The sequence below is a fragment of the Paramagnetospirillum magnetotacticum MS-1 genome (genome assembly GCF_000829825.1).
Lineage (GTDB): Bacteria > Pseudomonadota > Alphaproteobacteria > Rhodospirillales > Magnetospirillaceae > Phaeospirillum > Phaeospirillum magnetotacticum.
In genome coordinates, this window is the sequence record NZ_JXSL01000034.1 from 19,715 (window position 1) to 37,486 (window position 17,772).

Sequence of the window (17,772 nt, forward strand, 5' to 3'; positions counted from 1 at the left end):
GGCGGGGGACCCGATGACAGTGATCGCGTGGAGCGAAGCGTTCAGCGTGGGCAACCCACTGCTGGATTCCGACCACCGCATCCTCTTCGACCTTCTGATCCAATTGTTCGACGCCACCGATACCGGCCAAAGCCGCGACGTGATCGGCAGCGTTTTGTCGGCCCTGTCAGAATATACAGAGCATCATTTCCGCCGCGAGGAGGCCATGCTGGCCGCCACCGGCTTTCCCGAAATCGAGCCCCACAAGGCCGAACACCGGCGTCTTGAGGGTCAGGTTCGCGATATCGTCTCGCGCTATCAGGCGGGAGAACGGGGCGCTCTCGACGAACAGGTTGTAGAATTGCTCAAGAAGTGGTTGACCCAGCATATCCAGGTTACGGATAAATCATACAGGCCGTGGGTAGAGCGGGTGGTTGATGGCGGGGTGAACCCGCCATCGGTGGCATAAGGGACGGCAGGCAGTCATGACGACCGAGCGCAAATTGTTCACGGCGGAGATCAAGCGGCTTCAGGCGCGCGGCGAAGCCACTCCCAACGCCTCCAATTCCGAGGTGCTGAAAGCCATCAACGAACTGCGCGGCGACATCAAGGGGCTGGAAGCCCTGGTCCGCGGCGAGGCCCCGGCGCCCGTGGCCGCCGTCCCCGCCGACGACGTCCTGCCGCAAAAGGCCGCCGAAGTCTCCATGCTGAAGACGGAGCTGCGCGCCCTGGCCGTCTGCATCGAACACACCAAGGCGGAAATCGCCGCTCTGCGGCCCAAGGATGCCGATGACGACCGCCTGATCGCCGTGACCTTCGAGCTGGACGCCATCGTGTCGTCCACCGAACAGGCCACCGAACAGATTCTGGAAGCCGCCGAGAAGATCGAATCCACTGGCAGGGAAATCCTGGCCCATGCCGCCGATTCCTATGTGGGCCGCCTGGTCGAGGACATCAACGACACCATCAGCACCATCTTCGAGGCCTGTAATTTCCAAGATATCACCGGCCAGCGAATCACCAAGGTGGTGAAAACCCTCAAATACGTCGAGGACCGCATCAACGCCATGATCGAGATCTGGGGCCCGGAGAACATCTCCGACGTCTCGCCCAAGATCTTCGAGGAGCACAAGGACGACGATTCCAAGCTTCTCAACGGCCCGGCCCTGGAAAACCAGGGAATCTCCCAGGACGAGATCGACAAGCTATTCGGGTAAATACGGTTTCCACCCGATCAGGTGTAAGTATAGAAGCAATAAAGGCCTCCAACTCTTGGAGGCCTTTTCTTTTAAACAGCATTCACACTTCGCGGTGCTTGACCTTCACGCCGCAAGCCCTAAAGTGGGGCCGCGTCAGACGGCCGGACGGCCGCCCTTGGGACTTCGTGTCCTGGGGGAGGAAAGTCCGGGCTCCACGGAATACACGGTGCCGGATAACGTCCGGCGGGGGCGACCCCAGGGAAAGTGCCACAGAAAGCAAACCGCCCGCTCCCAGACCGCAAGGTCCGGCAGCTGGTAAGGGTGAAAGGGTGCGGTAAGAGCGCACCGCGCTTCCGGCAACGGCAAGCGGCACGGTAAACCCCACCGGGAGCAAGACCAAATAGGGACGGCACTGTTCTTCCCACGGGAAGGACGAAACGCGTTTCCGCGTCGCCGTCCGGGTCGGTCGCGAGAGGCGTCCGGTAACGGACGTCCCAGATGAATGGCCGTCACCCGCCTTCGGGAGGGGACAGAACCCGGCTTACAGGCCGTCTGACGCTTTTTCCCATGACATCCCAAATCACGTATGAGGCCAACGGCGCCCTCACCGGGCACATGTTCACGGTATGATCACGCCAGGGTTTTTCCACCCTTGCGGCAGCCGTTTATGAAAAATTGGTAAATATCAAAGCGCTGCGAGGCGTTCCTCGAGTACTTTAGTAAAAATCGCCTTGCATTGTCGCTAATCAGGTTTTGCCCATGCGATTACTATCCGATTCCATTGACTCCCATGTTTTCCCATGATATCCCATTAATCACCATCCACCGATGCCCACGGGCGAAGTGTGTCAGCGGAGATGGACCGGGGATTTTTGGCAACGCAGCGGAAGGCGGACGAGGGTGGCACTCTTCCTCTCCACATTCGTAAACAGGGTCGACAAGAAGGGCCGCGTCTCGGTCCCGGCGACCTTTCGCGCTGCCTTGGCCGCCCAAAGCTTTTCCGGCATCGTCTGCTACCGTTCGTTCACCAATGCCTGCATCGAGGGCTGCGGCATGGATTTCATGGAGCGCCTGTCCGATGGCGCCCAAAGCTTCGACGCCTTCTCCGCCGAGCAGGAAGACCTGTCGGCCCTGATCTTCGCCGATGCCCGCCAATTGCCCTGGGACCCTGAAGGCCGCATCGTCCTGCCCGAGGACATCCTGGCCCATGCCGGCATCGCCGATCAGGTCTCCTTCGTGGGCAAGGGCCAGACCTTCCAGATCTGGGAGCCCGAAGCCTATAAGGCGGTCGAGGCCGAAATCCGCGCCCGCGCCCTGCAGTCGCGCCCCACCCTGCCCCTTCGCCCCAAGGTGACGCCGTGAGTTCCCTTCCCCCCCACATTCCGGTCCTGTTGACCGAAGTGATCGCGGCTCTGGCGCCCCGCGACGGGGGAGCTTACGTGGACGGCACGTTCGGGGCCGGTGGGTATTCGCGCGCCATCCTCTCGGCTGCCGCCTGCCATGTGCACGCCATCGACCGCGACCCCAGTGCCGTGGCGCGCGGCAAGACGCTGGAGGAAGCTTCCGCCGGACGCTTCTCCATGATCGAGGGCCGTTTTGGGGATATGGCCGCGTTGTTGCGTGAGCGGGGTGTCAACCAGGTTGACGGCATCGCCCTGGACATCGGCGTGTCCTCCATGCAGATCGATCAGCCCGAGCGTGGCTTTTCCTTTGCCAAGGACGGGCCGCTGGACATGCGCATGGAGACCAAGGGGCCCAGCGCCGCCGATATGGTCAACGACACGCCCGAAGGCGAACTGGCCAACATCATCTATCGTTATGGCGAAGAGCGGCTGTCGCGCCGGGTGGCCAAGGCCATCGTCGAGGCGCGGCGCATCAAGCGCTTCGAACGCACCGGTGAACTGGCCGAGGTGATCCGCCGGGTGGTGCCGCGTTCGGGCGACGGCATCGACCCCGCCACCCGCACCTTCCAGGCGCTGCGCATCGCGGTCAATGACGAGTTGGGCGAACTGGAGCGCGGCCTGGAAGCGGCTGAACATCTGCTGGCGCCCGGTGGGCATCTGGCGGTGGTGACCTTCCATTCCCTGGAAGACCGGGTGGTCAAGAGCTTCCTGAAATCCCGTTCGGGCGAAGCGTCGCGCCCGTCGCGCCATGTCCCCCAGGCTCAGGACAACGGCCCCGCCGCCAGCTTCACCTTGCTGTCGCGCAAGGCCATCGCCCCCGGCCAGGAGGAGTCCCGCGCCAATCCTCGGGCCCGTTCGGCCAAGCTGCGCGCCGCCGCCCGCACCGAAGCTCCCGCCTGGGGGGCCGCATCATGAAGCGCGGTCTGACTGGAACCATCCTGTGGACCCTTCTGGCGGTAGCCGTCGGCGCGGTGCTGTTCCTGGTGAAGTACGAGGTCAAGGATCTGGAGGCGCGTCTGGCCGGGCTCAACGCCGAGATCCACCGCAATCAGGAGACCATCCACGTCCTGCGGGCCGAGTGGAGCTATCTCAACGACCCGATCCGCCTGCGCACCCTGTCGGAAAAGCATCTGGGCATGAAGCCGGTGACGCCGACCCAGGTGGCCACGCTGGATACCCTGCCCAAGGACGGCATTCCCGCCACCGGGGTAGTCTATGCCGCCGTGACGCCGTCGCGCATGTCCATGCCCGTCCAGGCCCCCGCCGCCCAGCCCCCAAAGCCCGCCGATCCCAAGCTTACCCCGGTCAAGCTGGCAGAGGGTCCGGCCCGGCCCCGGCCGGTGGATAATTCCAAACCCCAGCCGGGCAAGCCGCAGCCGCCCAAGCCCGGCACCGTGACCATGGCGCAAGGTCCCACGGTCAAACCCCAGGACGCGCCCGTGGCGAAGACCGCCGCTCCGGCTCCGGCCCCTGCCCCGGCAAAGGGCGGCCGGAGCATCGTCATTCCCTCTCCCGCCCTGGCCCAAACCGAACAGGGGGGGCCCAGGTGAGCATCTTCGCCCCCAAGCGTCATACACCGGGCTTTCATGCTGGCGACGACCTCCAGGCCGGGGCCGCCCTGCGTCTGGACGGCGTGCGCATGCAGGCCATCGAGACCGGACGGTCGCGTCTGCTGATCACTGCCATGATCTTCCTTCTGGCCTTTTTCGCCATCGGGGCGCGCATGGTCGACGTGGCGGTCATCGACCGCAATCCGCCCAAGCCCAATGCCCAGCCCCAGGCCCGCACCGACGAATTGCAGATGGAGCGCGCCGATATCTCGGACCGCACCGGCGTGCTGCTGGCGTCGAGCTTGCCCACCGTCTCCCTTTTCGCCCGGCCCGAGGATTTGAAGCTCGCCAAGGTGGACGTGGAGAACGCCGCCATCCGTCTGGTTACCGTGCTGCCCGAACTGGACCTGGAAGAGACCATCGAGCGCCTGTCGTCGGGCCGCCAGTTCGTCTATCTCAAGCGCAACCTGACGCCGCGCCAGCAATACGACGTCAATTCCCTGGGCATTCCCGGCCTGTTGTTCGAAAAGGGCGAGCGCCGCATCTATCCCCACGGCCCCCTGGCCTCCCATGCGGTCGGTGTCACCGATGTGGACAACAAGGGCGTGGCGGGCATCGAGAAGCGCTTCGAGAACGCGCTTCGGGAAAGCAGCGAGCCTTTGGCGCTATCCATCGACATCCGCGTCCAGACCATCGTGCGCAACGAACTGGCCCGTTCGGTGGAAGAGTTCTCCGCCGTGGGCGGCACCGGCATGGTGATGGATGTGCGTACCGGCGAGTTGATCGCCATGGTCAGCCTGCCCGACTTCGATCCCAACGATCCTCCGGCGCCCACCGATTCCTCCATGTTCAACCGCGCCACCAAGGGCGCCTACGAGATGGGCTCCACCTTCAAGTTGTTCAACACCGCCATGGTGCTGGACAACGGCCGGGCCAATCTGAATTCCACCTTCGACGCCACCCGGCCGCTGGTCTTCGCCGGACACACCATCCATGACGACCACGCCCTGAACCGCTGGCTCACCATTCCGGAAATCCTGATCCATTCCTCCAATATCGGCTCGGCCCGCATGGCGCTGGATGCCGGCACCGAGACCCAGCGCGCCTTCATGGCGCGCATCGGCATGCTTCAGGCCCCGCCGCTGGAACTGCCCGAGGTGGGCGGACCACTGGTGCCCAATCCCTGGCGCGAGATCAACACCGTCACCATCGCCTTCGGCCATGGATTGTCGGTGACGCCGCTGCAATTGCTGGCGGGAACCGCGGCCCTGGTCAATGGCGGCGAGTATCACACGCCCACGCTGCTGGCGCGCTCGCCCGGCGACGCGGTGCCCGGCATCCGGGTAATCAAGCCCAAGACCTCGGAGAATATGCGCCAGCTGATGCGCATGGTGGTCACCGAGGGCACTGGCAAGAAGGCCGATGTTCCCGGCTATGAGGTGGGCGGCAAGACCGGCACCGCCGAGAAGGCCGGAGCGGGCGGCTATCGCAAGAAGGCGGTGCTGTCCTCCTTCATCGCCGCCTTTCCCATGGATGCGCCGCGCTATGCGGTGCTGATGATGATCGACGAGCCCCAGGCCACCAAGCAGACCTTCGGCTTCATCACCGCGGGCTGGACCGCGGCGCCAGCGGCTGGCCGGGTGATCGCCCAGATCGCGCCGCTGCTGGGCCTGATGCCCAAGACCTTGCCCATCGCCCCCTCCTCGGGAACCAAGGGAATCGCACATAGCGGAGGAGGCCGTGAAGTTGCGGCGGTTGAGTGACATGACGGCCTCGGCGCCTTCCATCGACGTGACCATCACGGGGCTGACCGCTGATTCCCGCGCGGTCCGTCCCGGCTATCTGTTCGCCGCCCTGCCCGGCACCAAGGCCGACGGGCGCGCCTTCATTCCCGCCGCCATCGCCAATGGCGCCGTGGCCGTGCTGGTCCCCCACGGCTCGACCGTCGAGGTGCCGCCCCAGGTGGCCCTGGTCCAAGACGCCAATCCACGCCGCCGCTTCGCTCTGATGGCCTCGGCCTTCCACGGCGCCCAGCCCCGAGTCATGGCCGCCGTCACCGGCACCAACGGCAAGACCTCCACCGCCGAGTTCTTCCGCCAGATCATGACCCGGCTGGGGCACCGCTCCGCCGCCATCGGCACTCTGGGCATCATCGCGCCGGGCTGGGACAATTCGGGTGGATTGACAACCCCCGATCCGGCCGGGCTGCATGCCGATCTGGCCCGCCTGGCCGAAATGGGAATCACCCATGCCTGCATGGAGGCGTCGAGCCACGGCCTCGACCAGCACCGCCTGGACGGCGTCAAGCTGATGGCCGCCGCCTTCACCAATCTGACGCGCGACCATCTCGACTACCACGCCAGCATGCAAGCCTATGCCGAGGCCAAGCTGCGCCTCTTCGCCGAAGTGCTGCCCGAAGGCGCCACCGCCGTGATCAACGCCGATTCCGATCTGGCGCCGCGCGCCGTGGAACTGTGCGCCAAGCGCGGCATCACGGTTCTGGGTTATGGCCGCGCCGCCAGGGATTTGCGCCTCGCCGCCGCGCGCCCCACGGCGGATGGCCAGGAGCTGGACCTGGAGATCATGGGCCGCGCCGTCACCATCCGCCTGCCCCTGGCCGGACGCTTCCAGGCCGACAATGCCCTGGCCGCCCTGGGGCTGGCCCTGGCCTGCGGCGCCGATCCGGTGACCGCGCTGGAGGCCCTGGGCAGTCTGGAGGGCGTGCATGGCCGTCTGCAGAAAGTGGCGGCCCGTGCCCATGGCGCACCCGTCTATGTGGATTACGCCCACACTCCCGACGCCCTGGAAACCGTTCTGAAGGCGTTACGCCCCCATGCCAGCCGCCGTCTGGTGGTGGTGTTCGGCTGCGGCGGCGACCGCGATGCCGGAAAGCGCCCGCTGATGGGTGCCATCGGCTGCCGTCTGGCCGACGCCATGATCGTCACCGACGACAACCCCCGCTCGGAAGACCCGGCGGCCATCCGCGCCGCCGTGCGGGGCGCATGCCCGGCCGGAATCGAGATCGGCGACCGCCGGGACGCCATCCGCGCCGCCGTATCGGGATTGCAGAAGGGTGATGTGCTGGTCATCGCGGGCAAGGGCCATGAAAAGGGCCAGATCGTCGGCACCACCGTCCTGGCCTTCGACGATGCCGAGGAAGCCCGAACCGCCGTGGATCTCGCCGACGGAGGCGTGCCATGAACCGCCCCCTGTGGACCTCGGCCGAAGCGGCGGCAGCCGTGGCGGGCACGCCCTCGGGTCCGGCCTGGGAGGCCAGGGGCGTGTCCATCGACAGCCGCACCGTCCAACCCAGCGATCTGTTCATCGCGCTGGAAGGCCCCAACCATGACGGCCACGACCATGTGGCCTCGGCCCTGGCCGGTGGCGCGGCTGGCGCCCTGGTCCACAAACTGCCCAAGGGCGTCCAAGACGACGCCCCACTGATCCTGGTCAGGGACACCATGACCGCGCTTCAGGATTTAGGCGTCGCGTCGCGCGCCCGCTCCTCGGCCCACATCGTCGCCGTCACCGGCAGCGTCGGCAAGACCGGGTCCAAAGAGATGCTGGCCCTGGCCCTTTCGGATCAGGGCGTCACCCATTACAGCCTGGGCAGCTTCAACAATCACTGGGGCGTGCCGTTGTCGCTCGCCCGCATGCCCGCAGGCTCGCGATACGCCATCTTCGAGATCGGCATGAATCATCCCGGAGAGATCACGCCGCTGGTGCGCATGGTGCGGCCCCATGTGGCGGTGATCACCACTGTCGAAATGGTGCATATGGAGTTCTTCGCCTCCACCGCCGAGATCGCGGCGGCCAAGGCGGAAATCTTCGACGGTATCGAGCCCGGCGGCATGGCCGTGCTGCCTCGCGACAACGCCCATTTCGCCTTCCTGGCCGAAGCGGCCGCCAAGGCCGGAATCACTCATATCCGCAGCTTCGGCAATCACATCGAATCCACCGCCCGGCTGCTCGATTGCGCCGTCGATCCCCAGTCCACGGCGGTGTTCGCCCTTCTGACCGATCAGCCCCTGTCCTACCGAATCGGCGTGGCCGGGCGGCAGTGGGCGACCAATTCCCTGGCGGTGCTGCTGGCGGTCGAGGCCTTGGGCGCCGACGTCAATCTGGCGGCCATGGCCCTGGCCGCCATGTCCGCTCCCAAGGGCCGCGGCCAGCGCCGTCGGGTGGAGATGGACGGCGGCAGCTTCGACCTCATCGACGAAAGCTATAACGCCTCGCCGGTTTCCATGAAGGCGGCCATCGCGGCCTTGGCCTCGGTCAAGCCCGCCAAGGGCGGACGGCGCATCGCCGTGCTGGGCGACATGCTGGAACTGGGGCCCCAAGGCCCCATGCTCCACGCCTCCATGGCCGAGACCGTGGAGCGCTGGAATATCGATCTGGTGTTCACCGCCGGAATCTTGACGGCCCATTTGCACGACGCCTTGGCCGAACAGCGGCGTGGCGGCCATGCCGCCGATTCCGACGCGGTCTCGGCCCTGGTCAAGGCGGCTGTCCGGCCCGGCGACGTGGTGATGGTCAAAGGTTCGGCAGGCAGCCGGATGGGACGTGTGGTCAACGCTCTGGCCGAAGGGGGCCGTTCGAATGCTCTATAATCTCCTTTACCCCCTGGCCGATCAGATTCCGGTCTTCAACCTGTTCAAATACCTGACCTTCCGGACGGGCGGCGCGGTGCTGACCGCCCTGATCGTCGCCTTCCTGGTGGGGCCGCGCATCATCGCCTGGCTGCGTCAGTGGCAAAAGCAGGGCCAGCCCATCCGCGCCGACGGCCCCGAGTCGCACCTTCTGACCAAGAAGGGCACGCCCACCATGGGCGGCTTCATGATCTTGCTGGCGCTGGGCATCTCCACCTTGCTGTGGGCCGATCTGCGCAACCAGTATGTGTGGATCGTGTTGCTGGTCACCCTGGGCTACGGGTTGATCGGCTTTTGGGACGACTATCTCAAGGTTTCCAAGAAGAACCCCAAGGGCGTGCCGGGCAAGGCCAAACTGGTGGCCGAGATCGCCATCGGTCTGGCCGCCGCCGCCTGGGTCATGAGCCTGCAGCGCGAGCCCCTGGCGGGCGCCCTGGCGGTGCCGTTCTTCAAGACCGTGCTGTTGCAGCTGTCATGGTTCTACCTGCCGTTTGCCGTTTTCATCATCGTGGGCGCGGGCAATGCGGTGAACCTCACCGACGGCTTGGATGGTCTGGCCATCGTGCCGGTAATGATCGCCTCGGCGGTCTTCGCCATCTTCTCCTACCTCGTCGGCCATGCGGTCTTCGCCAACTATCTGCAGATCCACTACGTCTCGGGCTCGGGCGAGCTGGCGGTGTTCTGCGGCGCCCTGGTGGGCGCGGGTCTGGGCTTCCTGTGGTTCAACGCGCCGCCCGCCATGGTGTTCATGGGCGATACCGGCAGCCTGGCCCTGGGCGGCGCACTGGGCGCCGTCTCCGTGGTCACCAAGCATGAACTGGTGCTGGGCATCGTCGGCGGCCTGTTCGTGCTGGAGACCGTCTCGGTCATCGTCCAGGTGGCTTCGTTCAAGCTGACCGGCAAGCGCGTCTTCCGCATGGCGCCGCTCCACCATCACTTCGAAAAGAAGGGCTGGGCCGAACCCACCGTGGTCATCCGTTTCTGGATCATCGCCACCATTCTGGCCCTGGCGGGTCTTTCCACCTTGAAGCTGCGCTAGAAGAGGCGAACCGTCCATGATCCCCGTCCCCTTCCTCAAAGGTAAGCGCGTTCTGGTGATGGGTCTCGGCAAGTCCGGGACCGCCACCGCGCGCGCCCTGCTGGCGGCGGGTGCGGGCGTCATGGCCTGGGATGACGGCGAGACCGCGCGCCGCGCCGCGGCCGAGACCGCCATTCCCATCCGCGACCCCGCCCTCATCCCCATGGAGAAGGCCGATCTGGTGGTGTGGAGCCCCGGCATCCCCCACACCCATCCCCAGCCCCATGCCATCGCCGAAAAGGCCCGCGCCGCCAATGTGCCCGTGGTCTGCGACGTGGAACTGCTGGGTCTGGCCAAGGCCGGAACCCGCATGCTGGCGGTGACCGGCACCAATGGCAAATCCACCACCACCACCTTGCTGGCCCATGTCCTGGCCGAATGCGGTCTGCCGGTGGCGGCGGGCGGCAATCTGGGCACCGCCGCCCTGGACCTGCCTGAACTGCCGGGCGATGGGCGATATGTACTGGAACTGTCCTCCTACCAGTTGGAGCTGACCCACAGCCTGAAGCTGGGCGCGGCCATCCTGCTCAACATCACCCCGGACCATCTGGGCCGCCATGGCGGCATGAACGGCTATATCGCCGCCAAGCGCCGCGTCTTCGACTTCCTCACCCCCGGCGGCGCGGCGGTGATCGGCGTGGACGACGGCCCCTGCCGCGCCATCGCCGCCGAACTGGAGCGCCGAGGCCTCCGGGTGGTGAAGATCTCCGTCGAATCCGTGTTGACCGAGGGGGTCTCGGCCCCCGACGGCGTGCTGTTGGACAATGGCAAACCGGTCACGGACCTGAAGGAGATTCCCAGCCTGCCGGGCAGCCACAACTGGCAGAACGCCTGCGCCGTCTATGCCGCGGCCCGCGCCGAAGGCCTGTCACCCAAGGACATCGCCGCCGCGCTTTCCACCTATCCCGGCCTCGCCCATCGCCAGGAACTGGTGGGAGAGGACCACGGCATTGCCTGGATCAACGATTCCAAGGCCACCAATGCCGATGCGGTGGAAAAGGCCCTGGTCTGCTACGAGCACATCTATTGGATCCTGGGCGGTCAGGCCAAGGAAGGCGGCATCGCATCCTTGGAGAGACATTTCGGCCGTATCCAGCACGCCTTCCTGATCGGTGAGGCCTCGGAGGCCTTCGCCGCCACGCTGGAAGGCAAGGTTCGCTATACGCGCTGCGTCACCCTGGCCAATGCGGTCGCCGCCGCCCGCAATCTGGCGGTCTCCGACGATATTCCGGGCGCGGTGGTTCTGCTGTCGCCCGCCTGCGCCTCGTGGGATCAGTTCAAGTCCTTCGAGGATCGCGGCGACACCTTCCGCGACCTGGTTCAGGCCTTCGGCGAGGGAGGGGCGGCATGAGCGACAGCAGGGAGCGCGGGCGCGTTGAGCGCCCCGGAGCGACGACAAAGCGAAGCGCAGGAGGGAAGCGGAGGAGCCTAGTGAGCGGAGCGAACGCCCGGCGCATGAGGGCAAACAAATGAGCGTCACGTTCGGGCGCACCGACACCTCCGTCCTGGGCCGCTGGTGGTGGACCGTGGACCGTTGGACCATCGCGGCCCTGTTCCTGCTGGTGGCGGTCGGCGCCATCCTGACCATGGCGGCCAGCCCGGCCGTGGCCGAGCGCATCGGGGCGCAAAGCTTCCACTTCGTGCGCCGCCAGTTCGTCTTCCTGGCGCCCGCCATCGCCATCATGCTGGGCGTGTCGCTCATGGCGCCCAAGCAGGTGCGCCGCATGGCGGTGATCGGCCTGATCGGCTCCATCGTCCTGCTGGCCCTGGTGCCGGTGCTGGGCGGCGAGATCAAGGGGGCCAAGCGCTGGCTCAATCTGGCCGGAATCTCCATCCAGCCCTCGGAATTCGTCAAGCCCATGTTCGCCGTGGTCTCGGCCTGGATGTTCGCCTCGGCCCGACTGGACCCCGCCTTTCCCGGCCGGGTCATCGCCACCGGCCTTTACGGCCTGGTCGCCGCCCTGTTGCTGATCCAGCCCGATGTGGGCCAGACGGCCATCCTGACCGCCATCTGGGGCACTCAGTTCTTCCTGGCCGGGCTGCCCCTGATCCTGGTGGTGGGGCTGGGCCTGACGGCGCCCATCGGCATCATCGGCGCCTATTATATCTTTCCCCATGTCCATGCCCGCTTTGACAAGTTCCTCGATCCTTCGGGCAGCGGCGCCTATCAGGTGACCACGGCGCTGAACGCCTTCAAGAATGGCGGGCTGTTCGGGCGCGGCCCCGGCGAAGGCCGGGTCAAGCTGGTCCTGCCCGACGCCCATACCGATTTCATCCTGGCCGTGGGCGGCGAGGAATTCGGCGTGATCATGTGCCTGTTCGTGGTGATGCTGTTCGCCTTCATCGTGCTGCGCGGATTTTCGCGTATTCACAAGGACGACAACCTGTTCGTGGTCCTGGCCACCGCCGGGCTGCTGGTGCAGTTCGGCCTGCAAGCCATCGTCAACATGGCGTCCACGCTGCGCATGATGCCCGCCAAGGGCATGACGCTGCCCTTCATCTCCTATGGCGGCTCGTCCATGGTGGCGCTGGCTCTGGGCATGGGCATGGTTCTGGCGCTGACGCGCACCCGCTATGGCAGGGAGGGCATGGAGGCATGAGCAAGCCCCTGATCGCCCTTTCGGCTGGCGGAACCGGCGGCCATGTGTTCCCCGCCGAGGCTCTGGCCTCCGTGTTGCTGGAGCGCGGCTACCATCTGGCGCTGATCACCGACAAGCGCGGCGCGGCCTATGGCGGTACGCTGGGCAAGCTGGAGACCTTCCGCATTTCGGCGGGCAGCATCGCCGGACGTGGCAAGCTGAAGGTGCTGCGCTCGGCCCTGGAACTGGGCGTGGGGCTGATCCAGGCCCGTTCGATCCTCAAGCGCATCCGCCCCGCGGCCATGATCGGCTTTGGCGGCTATGCCTCGGTGCCGGGCATGGCGGCGGCCGCCCTGGCCGGAATTCCCACCGCCATCCACGAGCAGAACGCCGTGCTGGGCCGGGCCAACCGCCTGCTGGCCGGTCACGTGCGGCGCATCGCCACCTCCTTCGCCGAGGTCAGCCACGTCGAGCCCAAACTGACGCAAAAGCTGGTCCATACCGGCATGCCCGTGCGCGCCGGTATCCTGGCCTGCCGGGACACGGCCTATGCCGAGATCGGCGCGACCGGCCCCATCGAGCTGCTGGTGCTGGGCGGAAGCCAGGGCGCGCGCATCCTGTCCGAAGTGGTGCCCGCCGCCTTGGCACGCCTGCCCGAGCCCTTGCGCACCCGAATCCGTATTTCCCAGCAATGCCGCCCCGAGGACCTGGACGCCGTGCGCCGCGCCTATGAGGGAACCGGCATCGACGCCACCTTGGAAAGCTTCTTCGCCGATGTGCCCGAACGGTTGGCTGGCGCCCATCTGGTCATCGCGCGGGCCGGGGCCTCCACCGTGGCCGAGCTGACCACCTTGGGCCGTCCGGCCATTCTGGTGCCCTATCCCTTCGCCATCGACGACCATCAGACCGCCAATGCCCATGCCGCCGAGGATTGCGGCGGCGCCTGGCTGATGCAGCAGGACTCGTTTTCGCCCGAGAGCCTGGCCGATCGCCTGCAATCCCTGTTCACCCATCCCGAAGCCCTGACCCGCACCGCCGCCTGCGCCCGCAATGTGGGCCGTCCCGATGCGGCCGAAGCGCTGGCCGATCTGGTGGTCGGGCTGATCCCCAAGACGAGTGGAGCCTGAATCCATGCGCACCATGACGCTGAACATCGGCACCATCCACTTCGTCGGCATCGGCGGTATCGGCATGTCGGGCATCGCCGAGATCCTTCATAACCTTGGCTATTCGGTCCAGGGCTCTGACATCGCCGACAATTACAATGTCGAGCGCCTGCGCAAGATGGGCATCCGCGTCCATATCGGCCATGCGGCCGAGGCCCTGGGCGATGCCCGGGTGGTGGTGGTGTCCTCGGCGGTCAAGCCCGACAACCCCGAGGTCCAGGCGGCGCGCGCCAAGCTGGTCCCCGTGGTGCGCCGCGCCGAAATGCTGGCCGAGTTGATGCGCCTGAAATCCGCCATCGCCATCGGCGGCACCCATGGCAAGACCACCACCACCTCGCTCATCGCCGCGCTGCTCGACACCGCGCGTCTCGACCCCACGGTGATCAACGGCGGCATCATCAACGCCTACGGCACCAATGCACGCCTGGGCGCCAGCGAATGGATGGTGGTCGAAGCCGACGAATCCGACGGCTCTTTCATCAAGCTGCCGTCCACCGCCGTGGTGGTGACCAATATCGACCCCGAGCATATGGACCATTACGGCACGGTGGAGAAGCTGCACGAGGCCTTCCGCACCTTCGTCGAGAACATTCCCTTCTACGGCTTCGCCGCCATGTGCATCGACCACCCCGAGGTCCAGGCTCTGGTCGCCCGCGTCCCCGACCGCAAGCTGGTGACCTACGGCTTCAACCATCAGGCCCTGGTTCGGGTCGAGAACCTGACCATGGATATCAAGGGCGCCAGCTACGACGTGGTCATCACCGACCGCGTCACCGGCGCCACCCGGACCATCAGCGGCATCCACCTGCCCATGTACGGCGAGCACAACGTTCTGAACTCGCTGGCGGCCATCGCGGTCGCCAACGAGCTGGGCCTGCCCAACGATGTGGTCAAGAAGGCGCTGGGGGGCTTCAAGGGCGTCAAGCGCCGCTTCACCCGCACCGGCGAGGCCAAGGGCGTCACCGTCATCGACGATTACGGCCACCACCCGGTGGAGATCGCCGCCGTGCTGAAAGCGGCGCGCTCGGCCTGCCAGGGCAATGTCATCGCCGTGGTCCAGCCCCACCGCTATTCCCGGCTGTCCAGCCTGTTCGCCGAATTCTGCACCTGCTTCAACGACGCCGACATGGTGATCGTCGCCGATGTCTACGCGGCGGGCGAAAAGCCCATGGAAGGCTTCGACAAGACCGCCCTGGTCAAAGGCCTGCAGGAACACGGCCACCGCCGCGTCATGGCCCTGGCCGAGCCCCAGGCCCTGGCGCCCCTGGTCAATTCCCTGGCCGGACCGGGCGATATGGTGGTCTGCCTGGGCGCGGGCAATATCACCAGCTGGGCCCATGCCCTGCCCGCCGATCTGGCCGCCCTTCCCGACCCCTCGCCGGGGGGCGCCGAATGATGACGGCGCGCAAATACAGCGACTGGCGCGACGCCCTGCCCGAAGTGCAGGGGCGGATGAGTTTCGACGCTCCCATGGCGCCCTTCACCTGGTTCCGTGTGGGTGGCAATGCCGAGGCCATGTTCCGTCCCGCCGATCTGGACGATCTGATCGCCGTGCTGGAAGTCCTGCCCGCCGACGTGCCCGTCACCGTGGTGGGCGTGGGCTCCAATCTGCTGGTCAGAGATGGCGGCGTGCCGGGCATGGTGATCCGTCTGGCCGGTCCCTTCGCCACCATCGATGTGGCGGGCGACATCATCACCGCTGGCGCGGGGGCGCTGGACCTCACCGTGGCGCGCGTCGCCGAGGAAGCGGGACTGGCCGGTCTGGAATTCCTGTCGGGCGTGCCGGGCACCATCGGCGGCGGGCTGCGCATGAACGCCGGAGCCTTCGGCACCGAGATGAAGGACGTCACCGTCTCGGCCCAGGCGCTGGACCGGGCGGGCAATCTGCACATCCTCGGCCCCGAGGAACTGGGCTTTACCTATCGCCGCAGCGCGGTGCCCGAGGGCTGGATCTTCCTGTCCGCCTCGCTGCAGGGGCGCGCCGGCAAGCCTGCCGAGATCGGCCAGCGCATGGCCGAGATCGCCAAGGCCCGTGAAGACTCGCAGCCGGTCAAGGTGCGCACCGGCGGCTCCACCTTCGCCAACCCGGAAGGCATGAGCGCCTGGAAGCTGATCGACGCGGCGGGCTGCCGTGGGCTGGTCATGGGCGGCGCCCAGGTGTCGGAGAAGCACTGCAACTTCCTGCTGAACACGGGCGACGCCACAGCCGCCGATATCGAGGATCTGGGCGAGGAAGTCCGCCGCCGGGTCCTCGAGACCAGCGGTGTGGATCTGCATTGGGAAATCCGCCGTATCGGAGTGAGAACATGACCATCAAGCGCGTCACCGTCCTGATGGGGGGAGCTTCGGCCGAGCGCGACGTGTCATTGCGTTCGGGCGCCGCCGCCGCCAAGGCGCTGGAACAGGCGGGCTTCGAGGTCACTCTGGTGGATTGCAACCGCAACCCGGCCGAACTGGTGCGGGCCATCACCGAGACCCAGCCCGACGTGGTATTCAACGCGCTGCATGGCCGCTTCGGCGAGGATGGCTGCGTCCAGGGCGTCCTGAACCTGCTGGGCGTGCCCTATACCCATTCGGGCCTGCTGGCCTCGGCGGCGGCCATGGACAAGGGCTTCGCCCGCGCCCTGTTCCAAGCCGCGGGCATTCCCGTGGCCGAAGGCCGCGTGGTGACCCGCGCCGAGTCCACAGGTCCCGACCCTTTGCCCCGCCCCTTCGTGGTCAAGCCCTTGAACGAGGGGTCCTCGGTGGGCGTGTTCATCGTGCGCGAGAACCAGCCTTCCCCTCTGGCCGACTGGCCGTTCGACGCCGATGAAGTGCTGGTGGAAAGCTTTGTTCCGGGGCGCGAACTGACCGTGGCCGTGATGGGCGACAAGGCCCTGGGCGTCCTCGAGATCACCTCCGAGCACGGCTTCTACGACTACGAGGCCAAGTATGCGCCGGGCGGCTCGCGCCATATCATGCCTGCCCCCATCGCCTCCGCCGATTACGCCGAGGCCTGCCGTCTGGCCGTGGCCGCGCATAAGGCCCTGGGCTGCCGGGGCGTTTCCCGCGCCGATCTTCGTTACGACGACACCACTCCGGGCCGCCCGCCCCGGCTGGTCATGCTGGAGGTCAATACCCAGCCCGGCATGACCGCCACCTCGCTGGTGCCCGAGATCGCCGCCCATCAGGGGATCACCTTCCCCGCACTGGTGCGGTGGATGGTGGAGGAGGCGCGATGCGACTGAACCCCAGCGACATCGTCATCACCGCCGACGACCGCCCCGGCGTTCACCGGGCGCCGCGCCAGATTTCGGCCAAGCGCCGGACGGAGCAAGAGGCCCCGCCCGCGCGGCCCAAGGCCAAGCGCCGCTGGCCCCGTCTGCGCCTGGATTTCAGCCCGGTTCAGAGGCTGGCTGGCATGGGCCTGATGGCCGTGATCGTGGCTGCGGGAGGGTTTGCCCTGTGGCATTCGGGCAAGCCGCAACGGCTAGTGCGCGACATCGCCACGGCCTTCCTTTCCTCCTCGGCCGAGGCTGGCTTCCAGGTGGCCGACATCACCGTCTCGGGACGTCGCCGCACGCCCCCCGACCAGTTGGCATCCGCCCTGGGGACCCGCTACGGCGACCCGATTCTGGCCGTGGACATCAGCGCCGCCCGCGCCCGGATCGAGGCTCTGCCCAGCGTGCGCGCCGCCGCCATCGAGCGCCGCCTGCCCGGCGCCATCCATCTGTCCATCGTCGAACGCCAGCCCGTCGCCCTGTGGCAGACCGACAACCGTTTCGTCCTGGTGGACAGGGATGGCCGAAGCATCCCTGGCGCCATCGAGGGTTTCGAGGATCTGCCCCTGGTGGTGGGCGACGGCGCACCGGCGCGCACCGACGAACTCTTCGCCCTGCTGGCCACCGAGCCCGACCTGGCCGCCCGCGTCAAGGCCGCCATCCGGGTCAGCAACCGCCGCTGGAACATCAAGCTCGACGATGTGGAGAAAGGGCTGGAAGCCCGGCTTCCCGAACTGGACACCCAGGCCGCCTGGCATCGTCTGGCCGAGTTGGAGAAGACCCGCGCCCTGTCGGGCCGTCAGATCACCATGATCGATCTGCGCGTTCCCGACCGTCTGGTGCTCAAAAGCGATCGCGAGGCCATGGTCAACACCGCCTCGGCGGCCCCGCCCGTGAGGGAGCGCTGAT

At 66.8% G+C, this 17,772-nt stretch carries 16 protein-coding genes and 1 other RNA gene; all 17 read left to right on the forward strand.

Annotation, left to right across the window (positions count from 1 at the left end; translation table 11 throughout):
- The first annotated feature begins 13 nt into the window (after nt 1-13).
- Entirely contained in the window at nt 14-448 is a 435-nt protein-coding gene (locus CCC_RS19915) for a bacteriohemerythrin (protein ID WP_041042854.1), read from the forward strand.
- 16 nt (nt 449-464) lie between these two features.
- A complete protein-coding gene (locus CCC_RS19920) occupies nt 465-1,196 on the forward strand; it encodes a protein phosphatase CheZ (RefSeq protein WP_009867257.1) in 732 nt (243 codons plus the stop codon).
- A gap of 135 nt (nt 1,197-1,331) precedes the next feature.
- Nucleotides 1,332-1,738, forward strand: an RNA gene (gene rnpB, locus CCC_RS21410) — RNase P RNA component class A.
- 340 nt (nt 1,739-2,078) lie between these two features.
- Nucleotides 2,079-2,540, forward strand: a complete 462-nt coding sequence (mraZ, locus tag CCC_RS19925) for a division/cell wall cluster transcriptional repressor MraZ (protein WP_009867258.1) — start codon at nt 2,079-2,081, stop codon at nt 2,538-2,540.
- On the forward strand, nt 2,537-3,496 hold the full coding sequence (gene rsmH / locus CCC_RS19930; RefSeq protein ID WP_009867259.1) for a 16S rRNA (cytosine(1402)-N(4))-methyltransferase RsmH: 960 nt from the start codon (nt 2,537-2,539) through the stop codon (nt 3,494-3,496). Before mraZ ends, rsmH begins: the two co-directional genes overlap by 4 nt.
- Nucleotides 3,493-4,131, forward strand: coding sequence for a cell division protein FtsL (ftsL, locus tag CCC_RS19935; RefSeq protein ID WP_041042856.1), 639 nt, complete (start codon nt 3,493-3,495; stop codon nt 4,129-4,131). The genes rsmH and ftsL overlap by 4 nt, the downstream gene beginning before the upstream one ends.
- Nucleotides 4,128-5,894, forward strand: a complete 1,767-nt coding sequence (locus CCC_RS19940; RefSeq protein WP_009868923.1) for a peptidoglycan D,D-transpeptidase FtsI family protein — start codon at nt 4,128-4,130, stop codon at nt 5,892-5,894. The genes ftsL and CCC_RS19940 overlap by 4 nt, the downstream gene beginning before the upstream one ends.
- Nucleotide 5,895: 1 nt before the next feature.
- Nucleotides 5,896-7,332 carry a UDP-N-acetylmuramoyl-L-alanyl-D-glutamate--2,6-diaminopimelate ligase gene (locus CCC_RS19945; protein ID WP_009868922.1) on the forward strand — a complete coding sequence of 479 codons (1,437 nt, stop codon included), beginning with the start codon at nt 5,896-5,898 and terminating at the stop codon, nt 7,330-7,332.
- Nucleotides 7,329-8,741: a UDP-N-acetylmuramoylalanyl-D-glutamyl-2,6-diaminopimelate--D-alanyl-D-alanine ligase gene (locus CCC_RS19950; protein ID WP_009868921.1), complete on the forward strand. Its 1,413-nt coding sequence runs from the start codon at nt 7,329-7,331 to the stop codon at nt 8,739-8,741. The genes CCC_RS19945 and CCC_RS19950 overlap by 4 nt, the downstream gene beginning before the upstream one ends.
- A complete protein-coding gene (gene mraY / locus CCC_RS19955) occupies nt 8,731-9,819 on the forward strand; it encodes a phospho-N-acetylmuramoyl-pentapeptide-transferase (RefSeq protein WP_009868920.1) in 1,089 nt (362 codons plus the stop codon). Before CCC_RS19950 ends, mraY begins: the two co-directional genes overlap by 11 nt.
- A gap of 16 nt (nt 9,820-9,835) precedes the next feature.
- Nucleotides 9,836-11,209, forward strand: coding sequence for a UDP-N-acetylmuramoyl-L-alanine--D-glutamate ligase (gene murD / locus CCC_RS19960; protein ID WP_009868919.1), 1,374 nt, complete (start codon nt 9,836-9,838; stop codon nt 11,207-11,209).
- Between the two features lie 118 nt (nt 11,210-11,327).
- Nucleotides 11,328-12,458: a putative lipid II flippase FtsW gene (ftsW, locus tag CCC_RS19965; protein WP_009868918.1), complete on the forward strand. Its 1,131-nt coding sequence runs from the start codon at nt 11,328-11,330 to the stop codon at nt 12,456-12,458.
- Complete coding sequence (gene murG, locus CCC_RS19970) at nt 12,455-13,564, forward strand: undecaprenyldiphospho-muramoylpentapeptide beta-N-acetylglucosaminyltransferase (RefSeq protein WP_009868917.1); 1,110 nt, start codon at nt 12,455-12,457, stop codon at nt 13,562-13,564. Before ftsW ends, murG begins: the two co-directional genes overlap by 4 nt.
- A 4-nt stretch (nt 13,565-13,568) precedes the next feature.
- Nucleotides 13,569-14,999 (forward strand): UDP-N-acetylmuramate--L-alanine ligase, encoded by a 1,431-nt coding sequence (murC, locus tag CCC_RS19975; protein ID WP_009868916.1) that lies wholly within the window; start codon nt 13,569-13,571, stop codon nt 14,997-14,999.
- Nucleotides 14,999-15,913: a UDP-N-acetylmuramate dehydrogenase gene (gene murB, locus CCC_RS19980; RefSeq protein WP_082036708.1), complete on the forward strand. Its 915-nt coding sequence runs from the start codon at nt 14,999-15,001 to the stop codon at nt 15,911-15,913. Before murC ends, murB begins: the two co-directional genes overlap by 1 nt.
- Entirely contained in the window at nt 15,910-16,830 is a 921-nt protein-coding gene (locus tag CCC_RS19985; RefSeq protein ID WP_009868914.1) for a D-alanine--D-alanine ligase, read from the forward strand. The genes murB and CCC_RS19985 overlap by 4 nt, the downstream gene beginning before the upstream one ends.
- Entirely contained in the window at nt 16,821-17,771 is a 951-nt protein-coding gene (locus CCC_RS19990; protein ID WP_041042858.1) for a cell division protein FtsQ/DivIB, read from the forward strand. The genes CCC_RS19985 and CCC_RS19990 overlap by 10 nt, the downstream gene beginning before the upstream one ends.
- The last annotated feature ends 1 nt before the right edge of the window (nt 17,772 follow it).

Bases quoted from the DNA above. Each gene is read 5' to 3' on its own strand.
- CCC_RS19985 (WP_009868914.1), top strand. From the start codon at position 15,910: ATGACCATCAAGCGCGTCACCGTCCTGATGGGGGGAGCTTCGGCCGAG.
- murG (WP_009868917.1), top strand. From the start codon at position 12,455: ATGAGCAAGCCCCTGATCGCCCTTTCGGCTGGCGGAACCGGCGGCCAT.
- CCC_RS19920 (WP_009867257.1), top strand. From the start codon at position 465: ATGACGACCGAGCGCAAATTGTTCACGGCGGAGATCAAGCGGCTTCAG.
- murC (WP_009868916.1), top strand. From the start codon at position 13,569: ATGCGCACCATGACGCTGAACATCGGCACCATCCACTTCGTCGGCATC.
- CCC_RS19990 (WP_041042858.1), top strand. From the start codon at position 16,821: ATGCGACTGAACCCCAGCGACATCGTCATCACCGCCGACGACCGCCCC.
- CCC_RS19945 (WP_009868922.1), top strand. From the start codon at position 5,896: ATGACGGCCTCGGCGCCTTCCATCGACGTGACCATCACGGGGCTGACC.
- murB (WP_082036708.1), top strand. From the start codon at position 14,999: ATGACGGCGCGCAAATACAGCGACTGGCGCGACGCCCTGCCCGAAGTG.
- murD (WP_009868919.1), top strand. From the start codon at position 9,836: ATGATCCCCGTCCCCTTCCTCAAAGGTAAGCGCGTTCTGGTGATGGGT.
- ftsL (WP_041042856.1), top strand. From the start codon at position 3,493: ATGAAGCGCGGTCTGACTGGAACCATCCTGTGGACCCTTCTGGCGGTA.
- mraY (WP_009868920.1), top strand. From the start codon at position 8,731: ATGCTCTATAATCTCCTTTACCCCCTGGCCGATCAGATTCCGGTCTTC.
- ftsW (WP_009868918.1), top strand. From the start codon at position 11,328: ATGAGCGTCACGTTCGGGCGCACCGACACCTCCGTCCTGGGCCGCTGG.
- CCC_RS19915 (WP_041042854.1), top strand. From the start codon at position 14: ATGACAGTGATCGCGTGGAGCGAAGCGTTCAGCGTGGGCAACCCACTG.
- CCC_RS19950 (WP_009868921.1), top strand. From the start codon at position 7,329: ATGAACCGCCCCCTGTGGACCTCGGCCGAAGCGGCGGCAGCCGTGGCG.